An 18,888-nucleotide genomic window follows, 5' to 3' on the forward strand; every position below is an offset into this window, starting at 1 on the left:
CGGTTCATACCCGTAAGGTCGGGGGTTCGATCCCCTCCGCCGCTACCAAAACTTTTAAGTTGGACATAACTTAATTGCCTGAATAAACGTTTCAAGTAGGGACCTAAAATTCAGGGATGGATACTTATAGTGATTATGTAATATGGACCTTTAGCTCAGCTGGTTAGAGCAGACGGCTCATAACCGTCCGGTCGTAGGTTCGAGTCCTACAAGGTCCATCAATATTTTCTATATAAATGGAGGAATACCCAAGTCTGGCTGAAGGGATCGGTCTTGAAAACCGACAGGCGGGTTAAACCGCGCGGGGGTTCGAATCCCTCTTCCTCCGCCATTTATATTTTTATCGTCGCGGGGTGGAGCAACGAGCGTTGCATCACAGATAATGCTGCGAGTTGTACCCATCTATGATGGGGACAGTCAATGCTCTCAATGGGCATGGCGAAATTTAATATCTTTTTATCGTCGCGGGGTGGAGCAGTTCGGTAGCTCGTCGGGCTCATAACCCGACGGTCGCAGGTTCAAATCCTGCCCCCGCAATATGGTCTGGTAGTTCAGTTGGTTAGAATGCCTGCCTGTCACGCAGGAGGTCGCGGGTTCGAGTCCCGTCCAGACCGCCATTTTTTTTGGCTCAGTAGCTCAGTCGGTAGAGCAAAGGACTGAAAATCCTTGTGTCGGCGGTTCGATTCCGTCCTGAGCCACCATTATCATATTTTGGTAATGGCGGTTGTGGCGAAGTGGTTAACGCACCAGATTGTGGCTCTGGCACTCGGGGGTTCGATTCCCCTCAATCGCCCCATTTATTATACGCGGGTGTAGTTTAATGGTAAAACTCCAGCCTTCCAAGCTGATGTCGTGGGTTCGATTCCCATCACCCGCTCCATATATGGGCCTATAGCTCAGCTGGTTAGAGCGCACGCCTGATAAGCGTGAGGTCGATGGTTCGAGTCCATTTAGGCCCACCATATTTGATTTTTTATTGTAGAATATTTATATTATTCCGCAGTAGCTCAGTGGTAGAGCAATCGGCTGTTAACCGATCGGTCGTAGGTTCGAGTCCTACCTGCGGAGCCATATGGGGAAGTACTCAAGAGGCTGAAGAGGCGCCCCTGCTAAGGGTGTAGGTCGGGTCAACCGGCGCGAGGGTTCAAATCCCTCCTTCTCCGCCATAGTTGGCCCCTTGGTCAAGCGGTTAAGACACCGCCCTTTCACGGCGGTAACACGGGTTCGAATCCCGTAGGGGTCATATTTACAAGAAAGAGCAGCGGGCATTGTGCCCGCTGCTCTTTTTCGTTGGTATCTATTATTAAATTGTACATTGCTAATATCTTATCTTTTTTTTTGTTATAATTGCGTTTAAAAGAAAAAGCTGTGGATGTAAAAAATTGTTTAGTGTCTTCAAACTCCACCTGGATGAGTGACAATGTCCGGCCACAATTCATAGGAATCGTCCTTCACCCCATTTGTGTGACATTGAACGGACAAAATCCAGAAAGAATGTCACTCACCCCCCATTTGCGTGACATTGTACGGGCGAAATCCAGAAAGAATGTCACTCAACCCTCCTTTGCCTGACATTGTACGGACAAAATCCAGAAAGAATGTCACTCAACCCCCATTTGCGTGACATTGTCCGGCCTAAATCCAGAAAGAATGTCACTCAAACCTCCTTTGCCTGACATTGTACGGACAAAATCCAGAAAGAATGTCACTCAACCCCCATTTGCGTGACATTGTACGGGCGAAATTCGGAAAGTATGTCACTCAAACTCCTTTGCGTGACATTGTACGGGCGAAATCCAGAAAGAATGTCACTCAACCCTCCTTTGCGTGACATTGTACGGGCGAAATTCGGAAAGAATGTCACTCAAACCCCCTTTGCGTGACATTGTACGTCCTAAATCCAGAAAGAATGTCACTCACCCCCCATTTGCGTGACATTGTACGGGCGAAATTCAGGAAGAATGTCACTCAACCCTCCTTTGCGTGACATTGTACGGGAGAAATTCGGAAAGAATGTCACTCAACCCTCCTTTGCGTGACATTGTACGGGCGAAGTTCGGGAAGAATGTCACTCAACCCTCCTTTGCGTGACATTGTCCGGCCTAAATCCAAAAAGAATGGCACTCAAACCCCACTTGCGTGACATTGTAAGGCCTAAATCCGTAAAGAATGTCACGCAGCCCCACTAGACCCACAAACTCCAACTAAAACAAAGTTATCTCTCATTATCCTCCTCCTTGATTGCATCAATCCACACTTCAATTTCATTTATATCAATCCTTTTATTTCCTATCTTAATGCCAACACTTTCTTTCCTATTTAAACATTTTTCATTCAAAGATCAATTAAGATCCTCTCTCTCCAACTTCCAGAAATATTCAGAAACTTTTTTTGAGAATGGGTTTTTTTATACAGAAAAAGGGTATTAGATAGAATACTTCAAAAATACAACGAAAGTTGCTTCGGTATCCTTCCTTCTCCTTCTACTGACAATTTACATAAACTTTTGTCTTTGGGCTATTCACTTCCCTGCCATTATTTTTTCGGGTTTAAAGGCGGGTTTTTATCTTTTTATGAAGGAAAATTTGTCAGGTGAAATGGCATTGAGCGGAATTCACGGGATTTTTGGAAAATTTCCCGATTTCTTGTCAAAAAAACAAGGAATTTTTATCAAGGATTTGGAGTGGATAAAGCGAATTATTCTTCAAAAATAGAATATCCATTTCAAAGGGATTTCGGTGTGAACAGCATGCGTGGGCATGCCACTCCTTTTGGAAGTAATGGGTAAAGGCAGCAAAAGCTACTGTAAGACCTATACGGGCTTTAATGGGAGAGCAAAGGGGTTCCAATCTTTCCAGAAAATATGCCGGGTATGTGAGACAAGGCCTCGACGGGATGGTTTTCATTCTTCGCAAGGGCTTTTGTTTTTGCCCGGAAGAAGAGAGGAGCAGCCATAATGGCAAAGAAAAGATGCGTGGCAATGCTGCTGGCGGGGGGGCAGGGGAGCAGGCTGAAAATGCTGACAAGGAATCTCGCGAAGCCTGCGGTTCCGTTTGGCGGGAAGTACAGGATCATTGACTTCACTTTAAGCAATTGCGCCAATTCGGGTATTGATACAGTAGGGGTGCTGACACAATACCAGCCGATGGTGCTGAATTCCTATATTGGGATTGGAAGCGCATGGGATTTGGACAGGAAGGATGGAGGGGTTACGGTCCTGCCGCCGTTCAGCGAGTCTTCCGAAGTGAAATGGTACACGGGAACGGCGTGCGCGGTTTACCAGAACCTCAATTACTTAAAGCAGTATGACCCGGAGTACGTGCTCATCTTATCCGGCGATCATATTTATAAGATGAATTATGAGAATATGCTTCAGTACCATATTCAAAATAGCGCGGATGCCACGATATCGGTGATAGAAGTTCCCTGGATGGAAGCAAGCCGGTTCGGCATTATGAATACGGATCGGGATATGAGAATTATGGAATTCGAGGAGAAGCCGGACGTTCCAAAAAGCAACCTCGCCTCAATGGGGATTTATATATTTAACTGGAATGTGCTGAAAGAAACCCTGGAATCGGATTACACGAATGAAGCGTCGAGCCATGATTTCGGAAAAGATGTCATCCCCCGCCTCGTTGAGGAAGGCAAGCGGCTTATCGCTTATCCGTTCTCGGGGTACTGGAAGGACGTAGGGACGCTCGAAAGTTTCTGGGAAGCCAATATGGACCTGCTGGATGATACGTGCGGGCTCGATTTGTTCGATAACGAGTGGAGGATTTACTCTGTCAATCCGAACCATCCTCCCCAGTTCATATCAGGTGATGCGATGGTTGTGCACTCACTTGTAAATGAAGGCTGCACCATTGAGGGGGATATCGAACACTCGGTTGTGTTCCAGGGGGTAACAATCGAAAGAGGCGCGGTTGTTAAGGATTCTGTCATCATGCCGGATGCGGTTATTGGCAAAAACACGTTCATCGAGAGGGCGATTGTCCCCTGTCACATTGAAATTCCTGAGGGCATGGTCATTCGCCCGGAGAGCGGGGAAATTGTACTCGTTAATGAAGAAATGATCCAACAGAGATATTCAGCAACTTAATTTATAGAAGGAGGGGCAGAAATGAAGAAACAATTATTGGGAGTAATCGATGCCGCCACATACCACGAAGATCTGGAACAACTACTGCTGCACAGGCCGGTTGCCGCCCTGCCTTTCGCGGGAAGATACCGCCTAATCGACTTCATCCTTTCCAGCATGGTGAATTCAGGAATCAGCAATGTTGCTATTTTTCCTAAGTCGGGATATAGATCATTAATGGACCATATTGGTTCGGGAAAGAATTGGGATTTGAACAGGAAGAGGGATGGTTTGTTCCTTTTTCCTGCTTCTCCATCGGATGCGGATAAAGAATCAGGCATAGGTTGTTTTTCTCACTATGCCGAAAATCTTGATTTCTTTTACAGGAGCTCTCAGGAGTATACCTTGATTTCGAATTCCTTTACCGTTATCAACACGGATTTCAACCGCCTGCTGGAGCAGCATATTGGGTGTGGATGTGATTTGACAGAAGTATACAAAAACGGTAGGCCTTTAGATGTTTATCTCCTTAAAACGTCATTGCTCATCGATTTGATTGAGAACAGGGCCGAAACCGGGTATACGTGCATCAAGGACGTTTTTGAAGATTTGTCCAGCCCTTATACCGTATGCAGGTATGAATATGAAGGCTACGCGAAAAGGGTTGAAACGATCCAGGGTTATTATAAAACAAGCATGGAATTGCTCGATTCCCGTGTATGGAATACGTTGTTCAAAAAGTCCCAGCCTGTGTTTACAAAAGTGAAGGATGAGCCGCCATCTCGGTATTATCCTGAGTCATCGGTGAAAAGGAGCCTTATCGCCAATGGCTGCCAACTGAAAGGGAAAATTGAAAACAGCATTATTTCAAGGGGAATCACAATCGGAAAGGGATCAATTATCCGAAACAGCGTAATTATGCAAAAGTGCCAGATTGGCGAAAACTGCGTCCTCGATTCAGTTATCCTTGATAAAGATGTAAAGGTCGAATCGGGAACCATCCTGATTGGGAGTCCGGGCAATCCAATTGTCTACAGCAAGGGCTCTGTCGTCGGACCTGCTGAAGCACCAGCCAAAACATTAATGATATTGTAAAAAAGCCAGCTCCATTTTTTTCGGAGCTGGCTTTTGGTTTGTATATTTTATTTCTTTTTATCGTCTACATAGCTGTCCTTGCGGTGATAATGGACGTCCCCCATTTGCGAGTCAAGCCCTTTCCGGTCCAGCATATTTTCCAATTCCTTCAGCTTGTCATTGCTCGGATTGTATTTCCGATTTCCGCCGTCCATATCATTGGAAACGAATTCCTCAATGTCCTCGGGCGGAGCTTCTTCGTTAATGCCGTTTCTGTATAGCTCTTCATAGCTGTTGTAGTCACCGACAAGATCCTGAGGTCCCTCGGACGTTCCGTAGTGCGCCACTTCCTCGAATGAGTCGTTTGTATCAATGACCCCACCTTTGCTTCTCCCTCTGAAGGAGTTCGGCACCGATGGGTCAAGTATATCCTCTTCAACAGGCCTGTCTTTCGCGGTTGTCCGGTCAGGTGTATGCTCGACGCAGTAGAGGGTGGAAGGTACGGCTTCCAAACGCTCGTAAGGAATTTCTTCCCCGCATTCCCGGCAAACGCCGTATGAGCCATCTTCGAATGCCGCAAGGGCTTCTTTAACCTTTTCGAGCTGTGAATCGGCGTGGCCGTCCAAGGCGAAGTTCTTTTCCCTTTCAAAAAGCTCCGTTCCGAGGTCGGCGGGGTGGTTGTCATAGGACGACAGTTCCCCGACCGTTTCGGTTTCGTCCTTGTCCCGGTCCCCATAGCCGTCCTTCATTTCCAGCTGCTTTTCCAGAGCCTTTTCTTCTTCCTTCAATAAATATTTCAATGAATTTAATTGATTAGTGGTTAACATAGACTGTTCACATCCGTTTCCATGCAAATTATCATATCTGTATTAAATTTGTTCCCCTTACGCCCTACGGCGAAACATATGCAAAGGAAGGCGGTGTCACGCTGCTTTCCGCGGTTGTGGGCCAATTTTTCAAAAAGAATAAAGCGGCTCTGTATGAATACCAACAGTTGTTTCGGGGGATTCAGGTGTATGATAGACTGGAAACCAGAGAAGCAAGTAGATTTTGGCAACCTTCGTGGGATGCAATGCGGCCGAAGGTTCGTTTTGGAGCTCGATAAAAAAAGCTCCCGCAAAAGCGGAAGCTAGATGAAATGGCCGATGAAGAGGCCGATGGATAGAAGGAATCCGAAAATGGTGTTGGTCTGGGCTGTCGATTTCATGGCGGGCATCATCTGGATTGGTACTTTGCCTGCCTTGAAGCCTTTGATTGCCTTTATTGCTTTTGGCGCGCTCAGGATGACGATTGCGGCCCATGGCGAGGCGATTCCAAGTCCTATCATGATTACGACGAGAGCGTAAGCCGCGATGAACATCGCTGCCAGGAAATTGATTGCGTTTTCCCTTCCCAATAGGATGGCGAGGGTTTTCCTCCCAAACTCTTTGTCGCCGTCATGGTCCCGGATGTTGTTGGCCAGCAGGATGGCGCCGACCAGGATGGAGACCGGAACCGATACGAAGACGCTTGTCGCCGTTACGAATCCTGCCTGGATGTAGAATGAGATCAAGATGATCAGGCAGCCCATGAAGAACCCTGCGAACAGTTCGCCGAACGGGGTGTATGCAATTGGGTATGGTCCTCCTGTATACAGATAGCCCATGAGCATTGAAACGCTGCCGATAACGGCAATCCACCAGCTCGTTTCCATGCAAATATAGATGCCGAGCAGGATGGAGAGGCCATAAAGGACCAATGCGAGCTGCATGACGGTTTTTGGTTTGATCCCGTCGCGGACAATGGCGCCGCCTATCCCGACGGAATGCTCTGTGTCGAGGCCGCGCTTGAAATCATAGTATTCGTTGAACATATTGGTAGCCGCCTGGATGAGCAGGCAGGCGAGCAGCATGGCAGTAAAGAGCCCGTAATCAATGGTTCCTTCTTGAAGCGCTAGCGCGGTTCCGAGGAAAACCGGTACGAATGCCGCTGTTAGCGTATGCGGCCTTGTCAGCTGCCACCATGCGCGGAATCCGCGGTTCGATTCGGGAATATGGGGTGTGCTGGTCTTAACTTGTGGCTGCATGATGAACACTCCCTTATATATTTTGATTCATTAAAGCTAGTATTCTTGGAAACATGGCAAAAAGCCATACCAAACTTAAGTTTATGGAATTGCCCGGAGCCTGTCAATCACTTTTTCCCGACGGTTGGAAACGAATTCCATAAAAAAGGTAAACCAGTTTCTTCACCATAAGTGCTAGTTCTTATTTTGGTGAAGAACCGAAAACGTCTTTTCCTGGGAGGTCGATGGAATTTTCCAGTGGTTTGCAGGCGGCGGTTGTCGAGCTTTGCGGTGGAATGCGTTATAATAAGGTATGAACACGGTTGGAAGTGACAAGTGTTATTGACACTCCAGCGGACAGAGTAGTATCCTAAATGGGGTTTAGGTTGAATGGACAACAGCTTTGGATGCTGTGTTGGAGGGAAATTTGTGGTTACCATTCATGAAACGGAACTGAAAGAAGCAATCCATCTTGGCATTGAAAAAGCGAGGGAACAGGGCAGGCCTATTCTTGTCAGCGAGGTGCGAAAGGCTGGCGCCATTGAAGCCCTTTGTTTTTTTGATAGCGGAAGAACGGATTTTTTTGGTGAGCGGTTTTACTGGAGGGACCCGGAAGGCGGATTTTATATCGCCGGGCTGGGTATCGCGGCGCAATTAAGCTCGGACCTGGCTGAAGGCCGGTTTTCATATATAGGGCGCAGCTGGAATGAACTTATCCAGGGCGGGATTATCGTTAATCCATATAAAGAGGCGGGGCTTGGGCCACTCATGTTCGGCGGCTTTTCCTTCGATCCGCACAAGCAGAAAACGGCGCTTTGGTCGAAATATCCCGATTCCCTTTTCCACATTCCAAGGTTTATGCTGACGGTGGCTGGCGGGGAAGCGTTTTTGACAACGAATGTCGTCTGTACGAAACATGACGGAATTTCGCTTTTCAAAAAGGTCGCGGGTGAAAGGGAATCCCTCTTAAAGAATATTGGGACCCGGATGGATGTGGAAGTGCCTAGCCTAAAAGAGATAAAAGAGATTGCGGCGGGTGAATGGAAGGGAACTGTTATGGAAGCTGTAACACAGCTTCAGGAAGGTCCGCTGAAAAAGGTTGTCCTTGCGAGGGAACTGCGCTTGTTGTTCGAAAGCGAGGTTGAAAGCGGCGCGGTACTTGGCAGGCTGGAGCTGGAGCAAAAGGCGAGCTTTATTTTTTCATTTGAATCAGGCGGCGACAGCTTCATCGGGGCTTCACCTGAACGCCTTATTAAAAAACGGGGCCGGTCGGTAAGGTCGGCTTGCCTTGCCGGTTCCATACAGCGGGGCAAAACCGGAAATGAAGATACGATGCTTGGGAACCAGTTGCTTTCAGATGAAAAAAATCTTAAGGAACATCAATACGTGGTCGACATGATTCGGGATGCGATGGAAAAGACGTGCGACAGTGTCGTTATTCCGGACCAACCCCAATTGATGAAAGTCCGTGACATCCAGCATTTATATACCCCGGTTGAAGGGATTGCGAAGGAGTCCTCAAGCCTTCTTGACATCGTTGAAAGGCTTCATCCGACCCCGGCCCTAGGTGGGCTTCCAAAAGAAGCCGCGATTGCGAAAATCCGCGAACTGGAAACGCTGGACCGTGGATTGTACGCGGCGCCGATTGGGTGGATGGATTATGCGGGCAACGGGGAATTCGCGGTCGCGATCCGCTCGGGCCTCATCCAGGGCAAGGAAGCTTCGCTATTTGCCGGCTGCGGGGTTGTCGCGAATTCGGACGCGGAGAGTGAATATCTTGAAACCGGGCTGAAATTCAGGCCGATGCTTTCAGCTCTTGGAGGAATAAAGGAATGAGCCATCAGAGTGCATTGACAGCTTATATCGCCGCTTTTGTGGCGGAGCTTGTCCATACTGGAATTAAAGATGTTGTAGTTAGCCCGGGGTCCCGCTCCACGCCAATGGCAATGGTCATGGCCGAGCACCCGGGATTGAATTTGCATATTCACGTCGATGAGCGGTCCGCCGCTTTTTTTGCGCTGGGGATTGCGAAGGCGAGCGGAAGGCCCGCGGCACTTTTGTGCACATCCGGGACAGCCGCGGCCAATTATTTTCCGGCGGTTGTCGAGGCCCGTTATTCACGCGTGCCTCTTCTTGTGCTGACGGCGGACAGGCCTCATGAACTTAGGGATGTCGGAGCGCCGCAGGCAATCGATCAAATGGATTTGTACGGGAAGCATGTAAAGTGGTTTAGTGATATGGCGTTGCCTGACGAGTCTGCTGACATGCTTAGGTATGCGAGGATGGTGTGCGGTCGCGCGGCCGCTCTGGCAATCCAGGCACCGGCAGGCCCGGTCCACTTGAACTTCCCATTCCGCGAACCTTTAATCCCCCACCTTGAAAATGAGCAGCTTTTTGAACTCGCTGAAAGGGCAGAAGGATTTGTTTCGGTAACACAGGGAAAACGCTCTTTGGACCAGGAAGCGTTGAAGAGGATCGTCTCGGAACTGGGGGCGTATGAAAATGGCATCATTGTTTGCGGTGAGCTAGACAATGAAGCTTTTTCCTGCAAAGTTGAACAGCTTGCAGAGGCGCTTGGCTATCCGGTACTTGCCGATCCTCTTTCACAGTTAAGGAGCGAAGGCAATTCCGGAGATTGGGTTGTTGATGCGTACGACGCATTCCTTCGTTTTGAGCATGCGAAACAGTGGCTCAAACCTGATGTCGTGATTCGTTTTGGGGCGATGCCCGTTTCAAAGGCACTGACGATTTTTCTAAAAGAAAACCGGGACGCTCGCCAATTTGTTGTAGATGGGGGAGGAGGTTGGCTTGATCCGCACGCCCTTTCCACAGAAATGGTTTATTGCGATGAAGCCCTGTTTTGCGAGGGGCTCCTTTCACTCATTGACAAGAAGCAGCCCACTAATTATGCAGGCCAGTGGCTAAAGCTTAATTCTCTAGCAAAAGCAGCAATGGATGCCGAAATGGATAGGGACAAGATGAATGAAAGCCTTGTTTATCGGGAGCTTCCCGAATTGCTTCCTGAAGGAGCGTCGCTTTTTGTCGGTAACAGCATGCCGATTCGCGATTTGGACAGCTTTTTCTGGCTGAATGATAAAAAAATCAACGTGATGGCAAACAGGGGAGCGAATGGGATTGATGGCGTTGTCTCCACCGCGCTCGGAGCGTCCCTGTATGGAGGGCCGATGTATCTGGTTGTTGGCGATCTGACCTTTTACCATGACATGAATGGCCTTTTGCCTGCCAAATTGTATAACATGGATTTGACGGTGATTGTCATCAACAACAATGGGGGCGGAATCTTCTCATTCCTTCCCCAGGCAGGGCAAGCACGGAATTTTGAGCGCCTTTTCGGTACCCCGCTTGATTTGGATTATACTCATGTTGTTGAGATGTATGGCGGTACATTCACGCGCGTAGAAGATTGGATTTCCTACAGGGATGCGATTTTGTCGGCGAAAAGCAAGCGAGGCCTGAAGGTGATCGAGGTTGTGACCGATAGGGAAGAAAACGCCGCGGACCATAGAAGATTATGGGCAGCGGTTTCCCGGGAAATAAGCGGGCTTGGGGACGCAGTGGAATGAAGATAAAGATTGAAGGGGCCGACTTCCATGTTGAAATGTGCGGGAATGGCACGCCGCTCTTGCTCCTGCACGGCTTTACCGGAAGCAGCGGGACATGGATGCCTTTTTGTGAATCACTGGGCCGCCATTCCTACATGATTTGCCCGGACCTGCCTGGACACGGAAAAACAGTTGTGGAGGGCGGAATCGGTTATTTCAGCATCGATTCGGCGGCCCGCGCCTTGAAGGAAATCCTTGACGGGCTTGGATTTGAAAAAGTGGATGTGCTTGGCTACTCCATGGGGGGGCGCCTTGCCCTTGCTTTTGCGCTAACGTATCCAGACCTGGTAGGCAAGCTGGTTCTTGAGAGCGCCTCACCGGGGCTTGAAAGTGAAGAGGAACGGCAAGGCAGGCGCATGAAAGACCATGAACTTGCCAATTTTATAAAAGAGCGCGGGATTGGGCCTTTTGTCGATTATTGGGAAAACATCCCGCTTTTCAAATCCCTCCAGTTGATGCCGGATACCGTTAAGCAAGCTGTCCGGAAGCAGCGTTTGGAAAACTCCCCCGATGGGCTCGCCAATTCCCTCATCGGAATGGGTACGGGGGCCCAGCCGTCCTACTGGGAAAGGCTGCCGGAACTTGAAGCAGAGGTGCTTCTTCTTGCTGGCGGACTCGACCAAAAGTTTTGCGGGATTGCGGAGAGGATGTCCGAACGCATGAAATCGGGAAAGGCTTTAATCGTGGAAGCTGCAGGACATGCAATTCATGTGGAGAATCCGGAAAAGTTTGGTACAATAGTTAGTGGGTTTTTGACACATACATAAGGGAGGTTTTATTTTGACTGTAGAATGGGTTGCGGAACGTAAATACGATGAAATTCTATATGAAACTTATAATGGCATTGCCAAAATCACCATTAACCGTCCGGAAGTGCACAATGCATTTACGCCGAAAACGGTTATGGAAATGATCGATGCTTTTGCTTATGCAAGGGATGATTCAAATGTCGGGGTGATCATCCTGACAGGTGCCGGAGATAAGGCATTCTGTTCGGGCGGTGACCAAAAGGTACGCGGCCATGGCGGCTATGTTGGCGATGACCAAATTCCGCGCCTGAACGTCCTTGACCTTCAGCGGTTGATCCGCGTTATTCCAAAACCAGTTATCGCAATGGTTAAAGGCTATTCAATCGGCGGCGGCAATGTGCTCCAAGTCGTTTGCGACCTGACAATTGCGGCGGACAACGCTATTTTTGGACAGACAGGCCCGAAGGTAGGCAGCTTTGACGCTGGCTATGGTTCCGGTTATCTTGCGAGGATTGTCGGACATAAGAAAGCACGCGAAATTTGGTACCTGTGCCGCCAGTACAATGCACAGGAAGCACTTGATATGGGACTTGTAAACACTGTTGTTCCTCTCGAGCAGGTGGAAGAAGAAACGATCAAATGGTGCGAAGAAATCCTTGAGAAGAGCCCTACGGCAATCCGCTTCCTGAAAGCAGCCATGAACGCGGACACGGACGGGCTTGCAGGCCTACAGCAATTCGCTGGGGATGCAACGCTTCTTTATTACACAACCGACGAAGCGAAAGAAGGCCGCGATTCCTTTAAAGAGAAGCGCAAGCCGGACTTCGGCCAGTTCCCGAGGTTCCCATAAACCGGAAACATGCGGGGCCTAACATTTTAAAGTAAATGAACACAATCTGCAGCTTGATGGGAATCCCATCAGGCTGTTTTACTATAGAAGGTGAAATCATGGCGCAAACAATGCCGAATTTTTTGCAAAAGCGGGCTTTCCTGACACCCGATAGGCCAGCTATTAGCTATCTCGATGAGCAGCTTACCTTTAAACAGCTTTACGAAAGAAGCTATAAGACTGCTGAAGGACTGGCGGCAATCGGGGTGAAGAAGGGCAGTTTTACAGGGGTACTGGTCAAGAACAGCCTGAATTCTGCTATTTTCCTCTATGCCCTGCAGCTCCTGGGAGCCACAGCTGTCATGCTGAACAACCGTTTATCCGAGGCAGAGCTTTCCTATCAGCTGAATGATGCAAATGCGGATTTTCTCATTTATGAAGCTTCGTTTGAGGATCTTGCTGCTGATGCTGCTTCACCTATTCCAAACATAAAAACATTTCCGTTGGAAGAACTGGATTCCGTCGAGGGAGCTGAATGTGCAATTGAAGAAGAAGTATCCCTCGACGCAATCTGTACTGTCATGTATACCTCGGGGACGACTGGAAATCCGAAAGGCGTTTTGCAAACATATGGAAACCACTTTTGGAGCGCGGCTGGATCAGCCTTGAACCTTGGACTGTCGCTGGACGACACTTGGCTATGCTCAGTTCCGGTTTTTCATATTAGCGGCTATTCAATTTTAATGAGAAGCGCCATTTATGGGATGCACATCGTCTTGCACAGCCATTTCGATGCGAAAAAATCCATTGAAGATATTGTGGAGAAAAAAGTCACAATCATGTCGGTAGTCGGGACAACATTGGCGAGAATTGTGGATGAGCTCGGGGAAGGAAGGCTCCCTGAAACCTTCCGCTGCATGCTATTGGGAGGGGGGCCAGCCCCACTGCCGCTATTGGAAGCATGCCAAAGCCGGAATATTCCTGTTTACCAAACATACGGAATGACCGAAACCGCTTCGCAATCCGTTACCCTTTCGCCGGAATACAGCCTGGCTAAATTGGGGTCCGCGGGTAAACCGCTATTCCCGGTTTCCTTGAAGATTCAACTGCCCAATGGAAAAGAGGCAGCCAACGGAGAAGAGGGAGAAATTCTGCTGAAGGGAGCGAATGTAACGCAAGGCTATCTGAACAAGCCAAAGGAAACCGCTGAAAAAATTATCGATGGCTGGCTGCATACAGGGGACATCGGACGCCTCGACGAAGAAGGATTCCTTTATGTGCTTGACCGGCGCACCGATCTTATCATCTCCGGAGGGGAAAATATCTACCCGGCTGAAATCGAAAGCGTCCTCCTATCCCATCCCGAAGTCAAGGACGCCGGGGTAGCGGGAGTGCCTGACAGCAAATGGGGCCAGGCACCGGCCGCTTTTATCGTTCCAAGAGAGGAACACGCGCCATCCATAGAGGCTCTCCGCCAGTTTTGCCTTGAACGGCTAGCAAAGTATAAAGTGCCAAGGGATTTTTACTTAGCTACTGAACTCCCGCGGAATGCATCAAACAAACTTTTGCGCAGGAAACTTCCTGATTTGATTGGAGAGCGGGGACAATGAACCTAACCGCAATAAATGCGAATATTATTTCTATGCCTTTAAAGCAGCCATTCCACACGCACCTTGGGACAGTGTACGAAAGAGAGAGCATCATTGTGGAAGCGGTTGATAAGGATGGAATAAACGGCTTCGGGGAAGGAGTCGCCTTCTCGTCCCCTTGGTATACGGAGGAAACTGTCGGCACAAGCTGGCATGTTATGGAGGAATTTCTGATTCCCCTTTTAAAAAAGAATCCGATTTCCCATCCTAAGGATGCATCAATTTTGTTTGGAAGCATCCGCCGGAACCATATGGCCAAATCGGCAATTGAATTGGCGCTCTGGGACTTGTACGCGAAACAAAAACAGGTTTCGCTTTCAAGGCTTATCGGCGGTGAGGCGGACAAGATTCCATCGGGAGTCGTCGTTGCGTCAAAAGATGAAGCAGAGGCACTCGAGCAAACAGCGATGTATGTGGAGGAAGGCTATCAGCGGATCAAGGTAAAAATAAGCCCCGCCAATGATTATCGGCTCCTTTCAAGGATACGCAACGCTTTTCCAGACTTGCCGATTATGGCAGATGCCAATTCTGCCTATACACTGAATGATGTAGACAGGCTGAAATCGCTCGATGAGCTCGGCCTGCTAATGATCGAGCAGCCGCTTGCCCATAATGATTTCCTCGAGCATGCAAAGCTTCAGTCAAAACTTACAACTGCGATTTGCCTGGATGAAAGCATCAACTCGTATGAAGATGCCGTGTTGGCTGCGGAGCTCGGGAGCTGCCGCATTATTTCCATTAAAGCAGGAAAGGTTGGCGGGCTTACGAAAGCAATCCGGATCCATGATTTTTGCAGGGATAGAGGAATCCCGGTGTGGTGCGGGGGCATGATTGAATTTGGGGTGTCGCGGGCGCATAATATCGCACTTGCCTCGCTGCCAGGGTTTACAATTCCAGGCGATATTTCATCGTCCTCCCGTTTTTGGGAGGAGGACATCATTACGCCAGAAGTTTCGGTGGAGAACGGCTGGGTCACCGTTCCTAAAAGTCCCGGAATCGGATTTGAAGTAAATTGGCGCCGCCTTGAGCAAACGACACTCAGCAGCATGGCCTTCCATTTTTGATTTTCACAATAACGATTCTGAAAATTGCAAACGTAAAAGTTGCGGATTTTTTTGCTGCATCATATAATAAAGGAACTTATTGCTAAAGGAGGTGGGATTGAGATGGAACGTTCTGTAGGATTGCAAGGCGGATTTTTAGGATTTATTTATATTTGCCGTGCAATTTTTCATGAAATTGCTTTTGACGGGACAGGTGTGCCCTCATTTAGCAATTGAATATGAAACAGAACGGTAAGAGGTCTCAATTCCAGTTCGATATAATCGGCGGCAAATGAGAGCGGAATGCTCTTTTTTTGGTGTCAAAAAATCCACGATTTAATTGCCAGGCAAAACCCCCATAATAAAATTGGTTAAAACCAAACTGTGGGAAGGAAACTGGTATTATTAATGGGTTTATCTATCGATAGCCATGGAGGATGATCCCCTTCATGGCTTTTTTTATTGCCTCTTGCCACAACCTTATGTTTGAAAGGAAGAGGAATATGATTATATGCAGCGTACAACAGATTTCAAAAATGTTTGGCGGAAATAGTATTTTTGAAAATTTATCTTTTGAAATAAAGGAAAAAGACAGGATTGGCCTAGTCGGGAGGAATGGGTGCGGGAAGACAACAATTTTCAAGCTTCTGGCAAACGAAGAGACAATCGATAAGGGACAGATCCATTTTAAAAAAGGGGCAAGGATTGGTTATTTGGCGCAGATTCCACGCTACCCTTTAGGAACAACCGGGCTGGATGTCCTTCAAACCGCTTTTTCGGATCTAATAAAAATAGCATCCCGGCTCAGGGAGCTTGAATCGAAAATGGCCGATGCTGCGGATGAAGGGATGCTTGCCAGCGATTTGGCTGAGTATGGCCGCCTGCAGGATGAATTTACCCTCTCCGGCGGCTATGAAATGGACGCCGATATTTCCAGAGTGGCAAAGGGGCTTGGGATTGAAGGGCTTCTTAAGGAGCCGTTTATGCAATTGAGCGGCGGCGAACAGACGAAGATTTGCCTTGGCCTCGTCCTCCTACAAAAGCCAGACCTGCTGCTTTTGGATGAACCAACGAACCATCTTGATATCCTTGCTGTGGAGTGGCTTGAGGGCTATTTAGCGGAATATGGAGGCACCATTGTCTGCATCTCGCATGACCGGTATTTCCTTGATAACGTAGTTTCCAAAGTTTTTGATCTTGAGGACGGGGAACTTACGATTTATCACAAGAATTACACAGGTTTTGTAAAAGAAAAAGAGGAAAGGCTATTGCAGGAATTCCAGGCGTATCAAGAACAGCAAAAGAAAATAAAGAAAATGAAAGAAGCGATTAAACGGCTAAGGGAATGGGCAAACCAGGCAAACCCTCCGAACGAAGGATTGCATAAACGGGCCAGGAATATGGAACGGGCACTCGAAAGAATGGAAAAAGTAAAGCGCCCTATACTTGAGCGAAAGCAAATGGACTTAGAGTTTGAAAAAACGGACAGAAGCGGGAAAGACGTGTTTTGCATGGAGGCTGTCTCAAAATCATTTGGAGGCAAAACGTTATTCGAAGAGGCCAGCTTGCTTGTCCAATACCTTGACCGGACAGCCATTGTCGGTCCGAATGGCGCCGGAAAATCGACCATTATCAGGATGCTGCTGAACGAGGTCGAGGCGGAGAAGGGTAAGGTGAAGGTTGGGAGCAATGTGAAAATTGGCTATCTGTCACAGCATTTTTCGCCCGCGGAGCCGAATCGGAGGCTGATTGATGCTTTCAGGGATGAGGTCCATGTTGCTGAAGGGGAAGCGAGGCACATACTTGCGAAATTTTTATTTTATGGACCGGCTGTGTTTCGTTCAGTGGGCCAGCTGAGCGGCGGCGAAAAAATGCGGCTCCGCCTCGCTCAATTGATGCATCAGGACATTAATTTCCTCGTGCTGGATGAGCCGACAAACCACCTCGACATCGACTCGAGGGAAGTATTGGAGGATGCCCTCGAAGACTTCAAAGGCACCATTCTTGCCGTGTCGCATGACCGGTACTTTCTAAATAAGCTTTTCAATAAGACATACTGGCTTTATAACAGAAAACTTTATTCTTTTGAAGGCGGCTATACATGGGCGAAAATGAAACTGGAAGAACTTAAAGGAAGGGAGGAGCCCCCGAAGGAAATGGTGCCTCCCAGACCGGTAAAGCCGACAGAGAGCAGGCCGGTGGCGCAAAATAGCGAGAAACAAATAGAAGAAATAGAAGCGAGATTGGTGAAGGCGGAACGGGAGCTGTCAACCCTTGAATCTGAGTTGGAAACAGAAACGGAGCTTGAGAGGCTGCAGGAGCTGTTCATCTCAAAGGAAAGGCTGGAAAAAGACCGCGATTCCCTGTATGAACTGCTTGCCAAATTGATTGATGGGTAAAAACAGCGGAAAGCCGGGAACTCCACACAAGTAAAAGATTGTAAATACAAAAAAGGCCGGTCCCAAAAGGAACCGGCTTTTTTGTTTCGATAAATCTAATGGCCATGAGGCTCAAATGTTTTGCAATCGGTTTCCCGGCTCGTATCCGCTGTTTCTCCGGTATGGCTAACGACATAAATTTGCTCGGCGCCGCATTTATTTCCGTTTTCCCAAAACGAACAATTGTTTACTTCGCAAAGGACATCTTTTGCCACTCGTATCACTCCTTGGAATTGGGATACGATTATAGCTTCTGAAGCTTGGAAGGAATTCATCCCTTCCAAAAAATGCGGGGTTTGACATCAGTCCGAAGCATTGTTTTTACGAAGATATTTTTTATCATGCATAAACAGGCTCCAAAAATAGGCAAACCCCGGAAACAGGATGGCAAAGCCAACGATGTATGTGGCAAAAACCGCCCTGAACGAATTAGGGTCAGTAAATGCCGAATGGATGGTTACATCGGGATAGACAAGATAAGGAAGATGCCCCCGTCCATAAACATAGCTCGCAACAAGGTATTGGGCGGTTATAGCGATGACGGCAAGACGTGGCATGCCAATAACGGAACGGCCATCCTTTTTTGATGGCAGGAAAAGCGCCAGGCCTCCGACTAGGAACAGAGCCAGGGAAAGATAGAGCAGGGAAACATTGTCCATCATCCCGCTGTAAAGCCAGCCGACCTCCTTTTTAAGTGTGACCATGATCGCGAGGGCCATCACCATCGAAACAGGTCCAAGAATAAGGGCGTCCCGCCTGTATATCCGATAGGCATGGTGCTCGTGCGAGACCTTCGAATAATCAGCAAGCAGCAGTGAAGAAAGAAATAAAGTTGAACTGATCGCGAACCCAAAGAAGGCATATTCATTTGGGCTCGTGAATAACCTTGCGAGATTAAGCGTTTGCCGCCCATCAATGGTGTCAATGTAATGTCCGTGGGTAATCGGCAAAACGCTCATTAACAGCCCTGGTATCAAAAAGCCGCAAATACCCGAAACGAAAGTCAAAGGCTTTCTGTATTCATCGGCAATATTTGAAAAAACAAGGAATGCGCTTCTTAGTGTCAGGAGGATCAGAATGATACTCCCTGGTATCAGCAAAACGGTCCCAAGCGTATAAGCCCCCTTCGGAAAAAGGCTGTACACGGCAACAACCAGGGCGACAATAAATGTATTTGTAACCTCCCAGGTCGGTGAAAGATACCGGTTGGCAATCGTTGTCCCCGATGTATTTTTCCTGTTGATATAAATCATCGACCAAAACCCCGCGCCAAAGTCCATGGTGGCCATTACGGCATAAATGAAAACAAAACCCCAAAGAATCGTGATTGCGATATAGGCATCAACCATTTCGGCACC

14 protein-coding genes and 11 tRNA genes are annotated in these 18,888 nt (G+C 48.2%); 21 read left to right on the forward strand and 4 right to left on the reverse strand.

The window, feature by feature from the left end; translation table 11 throughout:
- The first annotated feature begins 144 nt into the window (after positions 1–144).
- The 13 genes from DRW41_RS13725 to DRW41_RS13785 all read left to right on the forward strand — a co-directional run bounded on the left by DRW41_RS13725 (position 145) and on the right by DRW41_RS13785 (position 5,176).
- Positions 145–218 (forward strand) — tRNA-Ile (locus DRW41_RS13725).
- Between the two features lie 20 nt (positions 219–238).
- Positions 239–331, forward strand: a tRNA-Ser gene (locus tag DRW41_RS13730).
- Between the two features lie 132 nt (positions 332–463).
- Positions 464–537, forward strand: a tRNA-Met gene (locus DRW41_RS13735).
- A gap of 3 nt (positions 538–540) precedes the next feature.
- Positions 541–617: transfer RNA gene (locus DRW41_RS13740), tRNA-Asp, on the forward strand.
- 8 nt (positions 618–625) lie between these two features.
- Positions 626–701, forward strand: a tRNA-Phe gene (locus tag DRW41_RS13745).
- A 19-nt stretch (positions 702–720) separates the two neighbouring features.
- Positions 721–796: transfer RNA gene (locus DRW41_RS13750), tRNA-His, on the forward strand.
- Between the two features lie 10 nt (positions 797–806).
- Positions 807–880: transfer RNA gene (locus tag DRW41_RS13755), tRNA-Gly, on the forward strand.
- A 5-nt stretch (positions 881–885) separates the two neighbouring features.
- Positions 886–962: transfer RNA gene (locus DRW41_RS13760), tRNA-Ile, on the forward strand.
- 34 nt (positions 963–996) lie between these two features.
- Positions 997–1,071: transfer RNA gene (locus tag DRW41_RS13765), tRNA-Asn, on the forward strand.
- Between the two features lie 3 nt (positions 1,072–1,074).
- A tRNA-Ser gene (locus tag DRW41_RS13770) sits at positions 1,075–1,166 on the forward strand.
- A gap of 5 nt (positions 1,167–1,171) precedes the next feature.
- A tRNA-Glu gene (locus tag DRW41_RS13775) sits at positions 1,172–1,243 on the forward strand.
- A gap of 1,713 nt (positions 1,244–2,956) precedes the next feature.
- Complete coding sequence (locus tag DRW41_RS13780; RefSeq protein WP_115452593.1) at positions 2,957–4,102, forward strand: glucose-1-phosphate adenylyltransferase; 1,146 nt, start codon at positions 2,957–2,959, stop codon at positions 4,100–4,102.
- A gap of 21 nt (positions 4,103–4,123) precedes the next feature.
- Positions 4,124–5,176: a GlgC family sugar phosphate nucleotidyltransferase gene (locus tag DRW41_RS13785; protein WP_115452594.1), complete on the forward strand. Its 1,053-nt coding sequence runs from the start codon at positions 4,124–4,126 to the stop codon at positions 5,174–5,176.
- Between the two features lie 47 nt (positions 5,177–5,223).
- Here DRW41_RS13785 and DRW41_RS13790 read toward each other — a convergent pair whose 3' ends face one another.
- Complete coding sequence (locus tag DRW41_RS13790) at positions 5,224–5,982, reverse strand: TraR/DksA C4-type zinc finger protein (RefSeq protein WP_115452595.1); 759 nt, start codon at positions 5,980–5,982, stop codon at positions 5,224–5,226.
- A gap of 302 nt (positions 5,983–6,284) precedes the next feature.
- On the reverse strand, positions 6,285–7,220 hold the full coding sequence (locus DRW41_RS13795; protein WP_115452596.1) for a 1,4-dihydroxy-2-naphthoate polyprenyltransferase: 936 nt from the start codon (positions 7,218–7,220) through the stop codon (positions 6,285–6,287).
- A 408-nt stretch (positions 7,221–7,628) separates the two neighbouring features.
- Here DRW41_RS13795 and DRW41_RS13800 point away from each other — a divergent pair, with 408 nt between their 5' ends.
- The 8 genes from DRW41_RS13800 (at position 7,629) to abc-f (ending at position 17,491) form a co-directional block, all read left to right on the forward strand.
- Positions 7,629–9,035: an isochorismate synthase gene (locus DRW41_RS13800; protein ID WP_245959442.1), complete on the forward strand. Its 1,407-nt coding sequence runs from the start codon at positions 7,629–7,631 to the stop codon at positions 9,033–9,035.
- Positions 9,032–10,783, forward strand: a complete 1,752-nt coding sequence (gene menD / locus DRW41_RS13805; RefSeq protein ID WP_115452598.1) for a 2-succinyl-5-enolpyruvyl-6-hydroxy-3-cyclohexene-1-carboxylic-acid synthase — start codon at positions 9,032–9,034, stop codon at positions 10,781–10,783. The genes DRW41_RS13800 and menD overlap by 4 nt, the downstream gene beginning before the upstream one ends.
- Complete coding sequence (gene menH, locus DRW41_RS13810; RefSeq protein WP_181884555.1) at positions 10,780–11,589, forward strand: 2-succinyl-6-hydroxy-2,4-cyclohexadiene-1-carboxylate synthase; 810 nt, start codon at positions 10,780–10,782, stop codon at positions 11,587–11,589. The genes menD and menH overlap by 4 nt, the downstream gene beginning before the upstream one ends.
- A gap of 13 nt (positions 11,590–11,602) precedes the next feature.
- On the forward strand, positions 11,603–12,421 hold the full coding sequence (menB, locus tag DRW41_RS13815) for a 1,4-dihydroxy-2-naphthoyl-CoA synthase (RefSeq protein WP_115452599.1): 819 nt from the start codon (positions 11,603–11,605) through the stop codon (positions 12,419–12,421).
- Between the two features lie 98 nt (positions 12,422–12,519).
- Positions 12,520–14,010 (forward strand): o-succinylbenzoate--CoA ligase, encoded by a 1,491-nt coding sequence (locus DRW41_RS13820; RefSeq protein WP_181884556.1) that lies wholly within the window; start codon positions 12,520–12,522, stop codon positions 14,008–14,010.
- Positions 14,007–15,113, forward strand: a complete 1,107-nt coding sequence (gene menC / locus DRW41_RS13825) for an o-succinylbenzoate synthase (RefSeq protein WP_115452600.1) — start codon at positions 14,007–14,009, stop codon at positions 15,111–15,113. Before DRW41_RS13820 ends, menC begins: the two co-directional genes overlap by 4 nt.
- Positions 15,114–15,215: 102 nt before the next feature.
- On the forward strand, positions 15,216–15,329 hold the full coding sequence (locus DRW41_RS23655) for an RAxF-45 family protein (RefSeq protein WP_281272315.1): 114 nt from the start codon (positions 15,216–15,218) through the stop codon (positions 15,327–15,329).
- Positions 15,330–15,595: 266 nt separating this feature from the next.
- On the forward strand, positions 15,596–17,491 hold the full coding sequence (gene abc-f / locus DRW41_RS13830; protein WP_115452787.1) for a ribosomal protection-like ABC-F family protein: 1,896 nt from the start codon (positions 15,596–15,598) through the stop codon (positions 17,489–17,491).
- A gap of 95 nt (positions 17,492–17,586) precedes the next feature.
- Here abc-f and DRW41_RS13835 read toward each other — a convergent pair whose 3' ends face one another.
- Together DRW41_RS13835 and DRW41_RS13840 are read right to left on the reverse strand one after the other, a co-directional pair.
- Positions 17,587–17,745, reverse strand: coding sequence for a DUF1540 domain-containing protein (locus tag DRW41_RS13835; RefSeq protein ID WP_115452601.1), 159 nt, complete (start codon positions 17,743–17,745; stop codon positions 17,587–17,589).
- 87 nt (positions 17,746–17,832) lie between these two features.
- On the reverse strand, positions 17,833–18,879 hold the full coding sequence (locus tag DRW41_RS13840) for a cytochrome d ubiquinol oxidase subunit II (RefSeq protein WP_115452602.1): 1,047 nt from the start codon (positions 18,877–18,879) through the stop codon (positions 17,833–17,835).
- Positions 18,880–18,888 lie beyond the last annotated feature (9 nt).

Source organism: Neobacillus piezotolerans, assembly GCF_003362805.1.
Lineage (GTDB): Bacteria > Bacillota > Bacilli > Bacillales > Cytobacillaceae > Bacillus_D > Bacillus_D piezotolerans.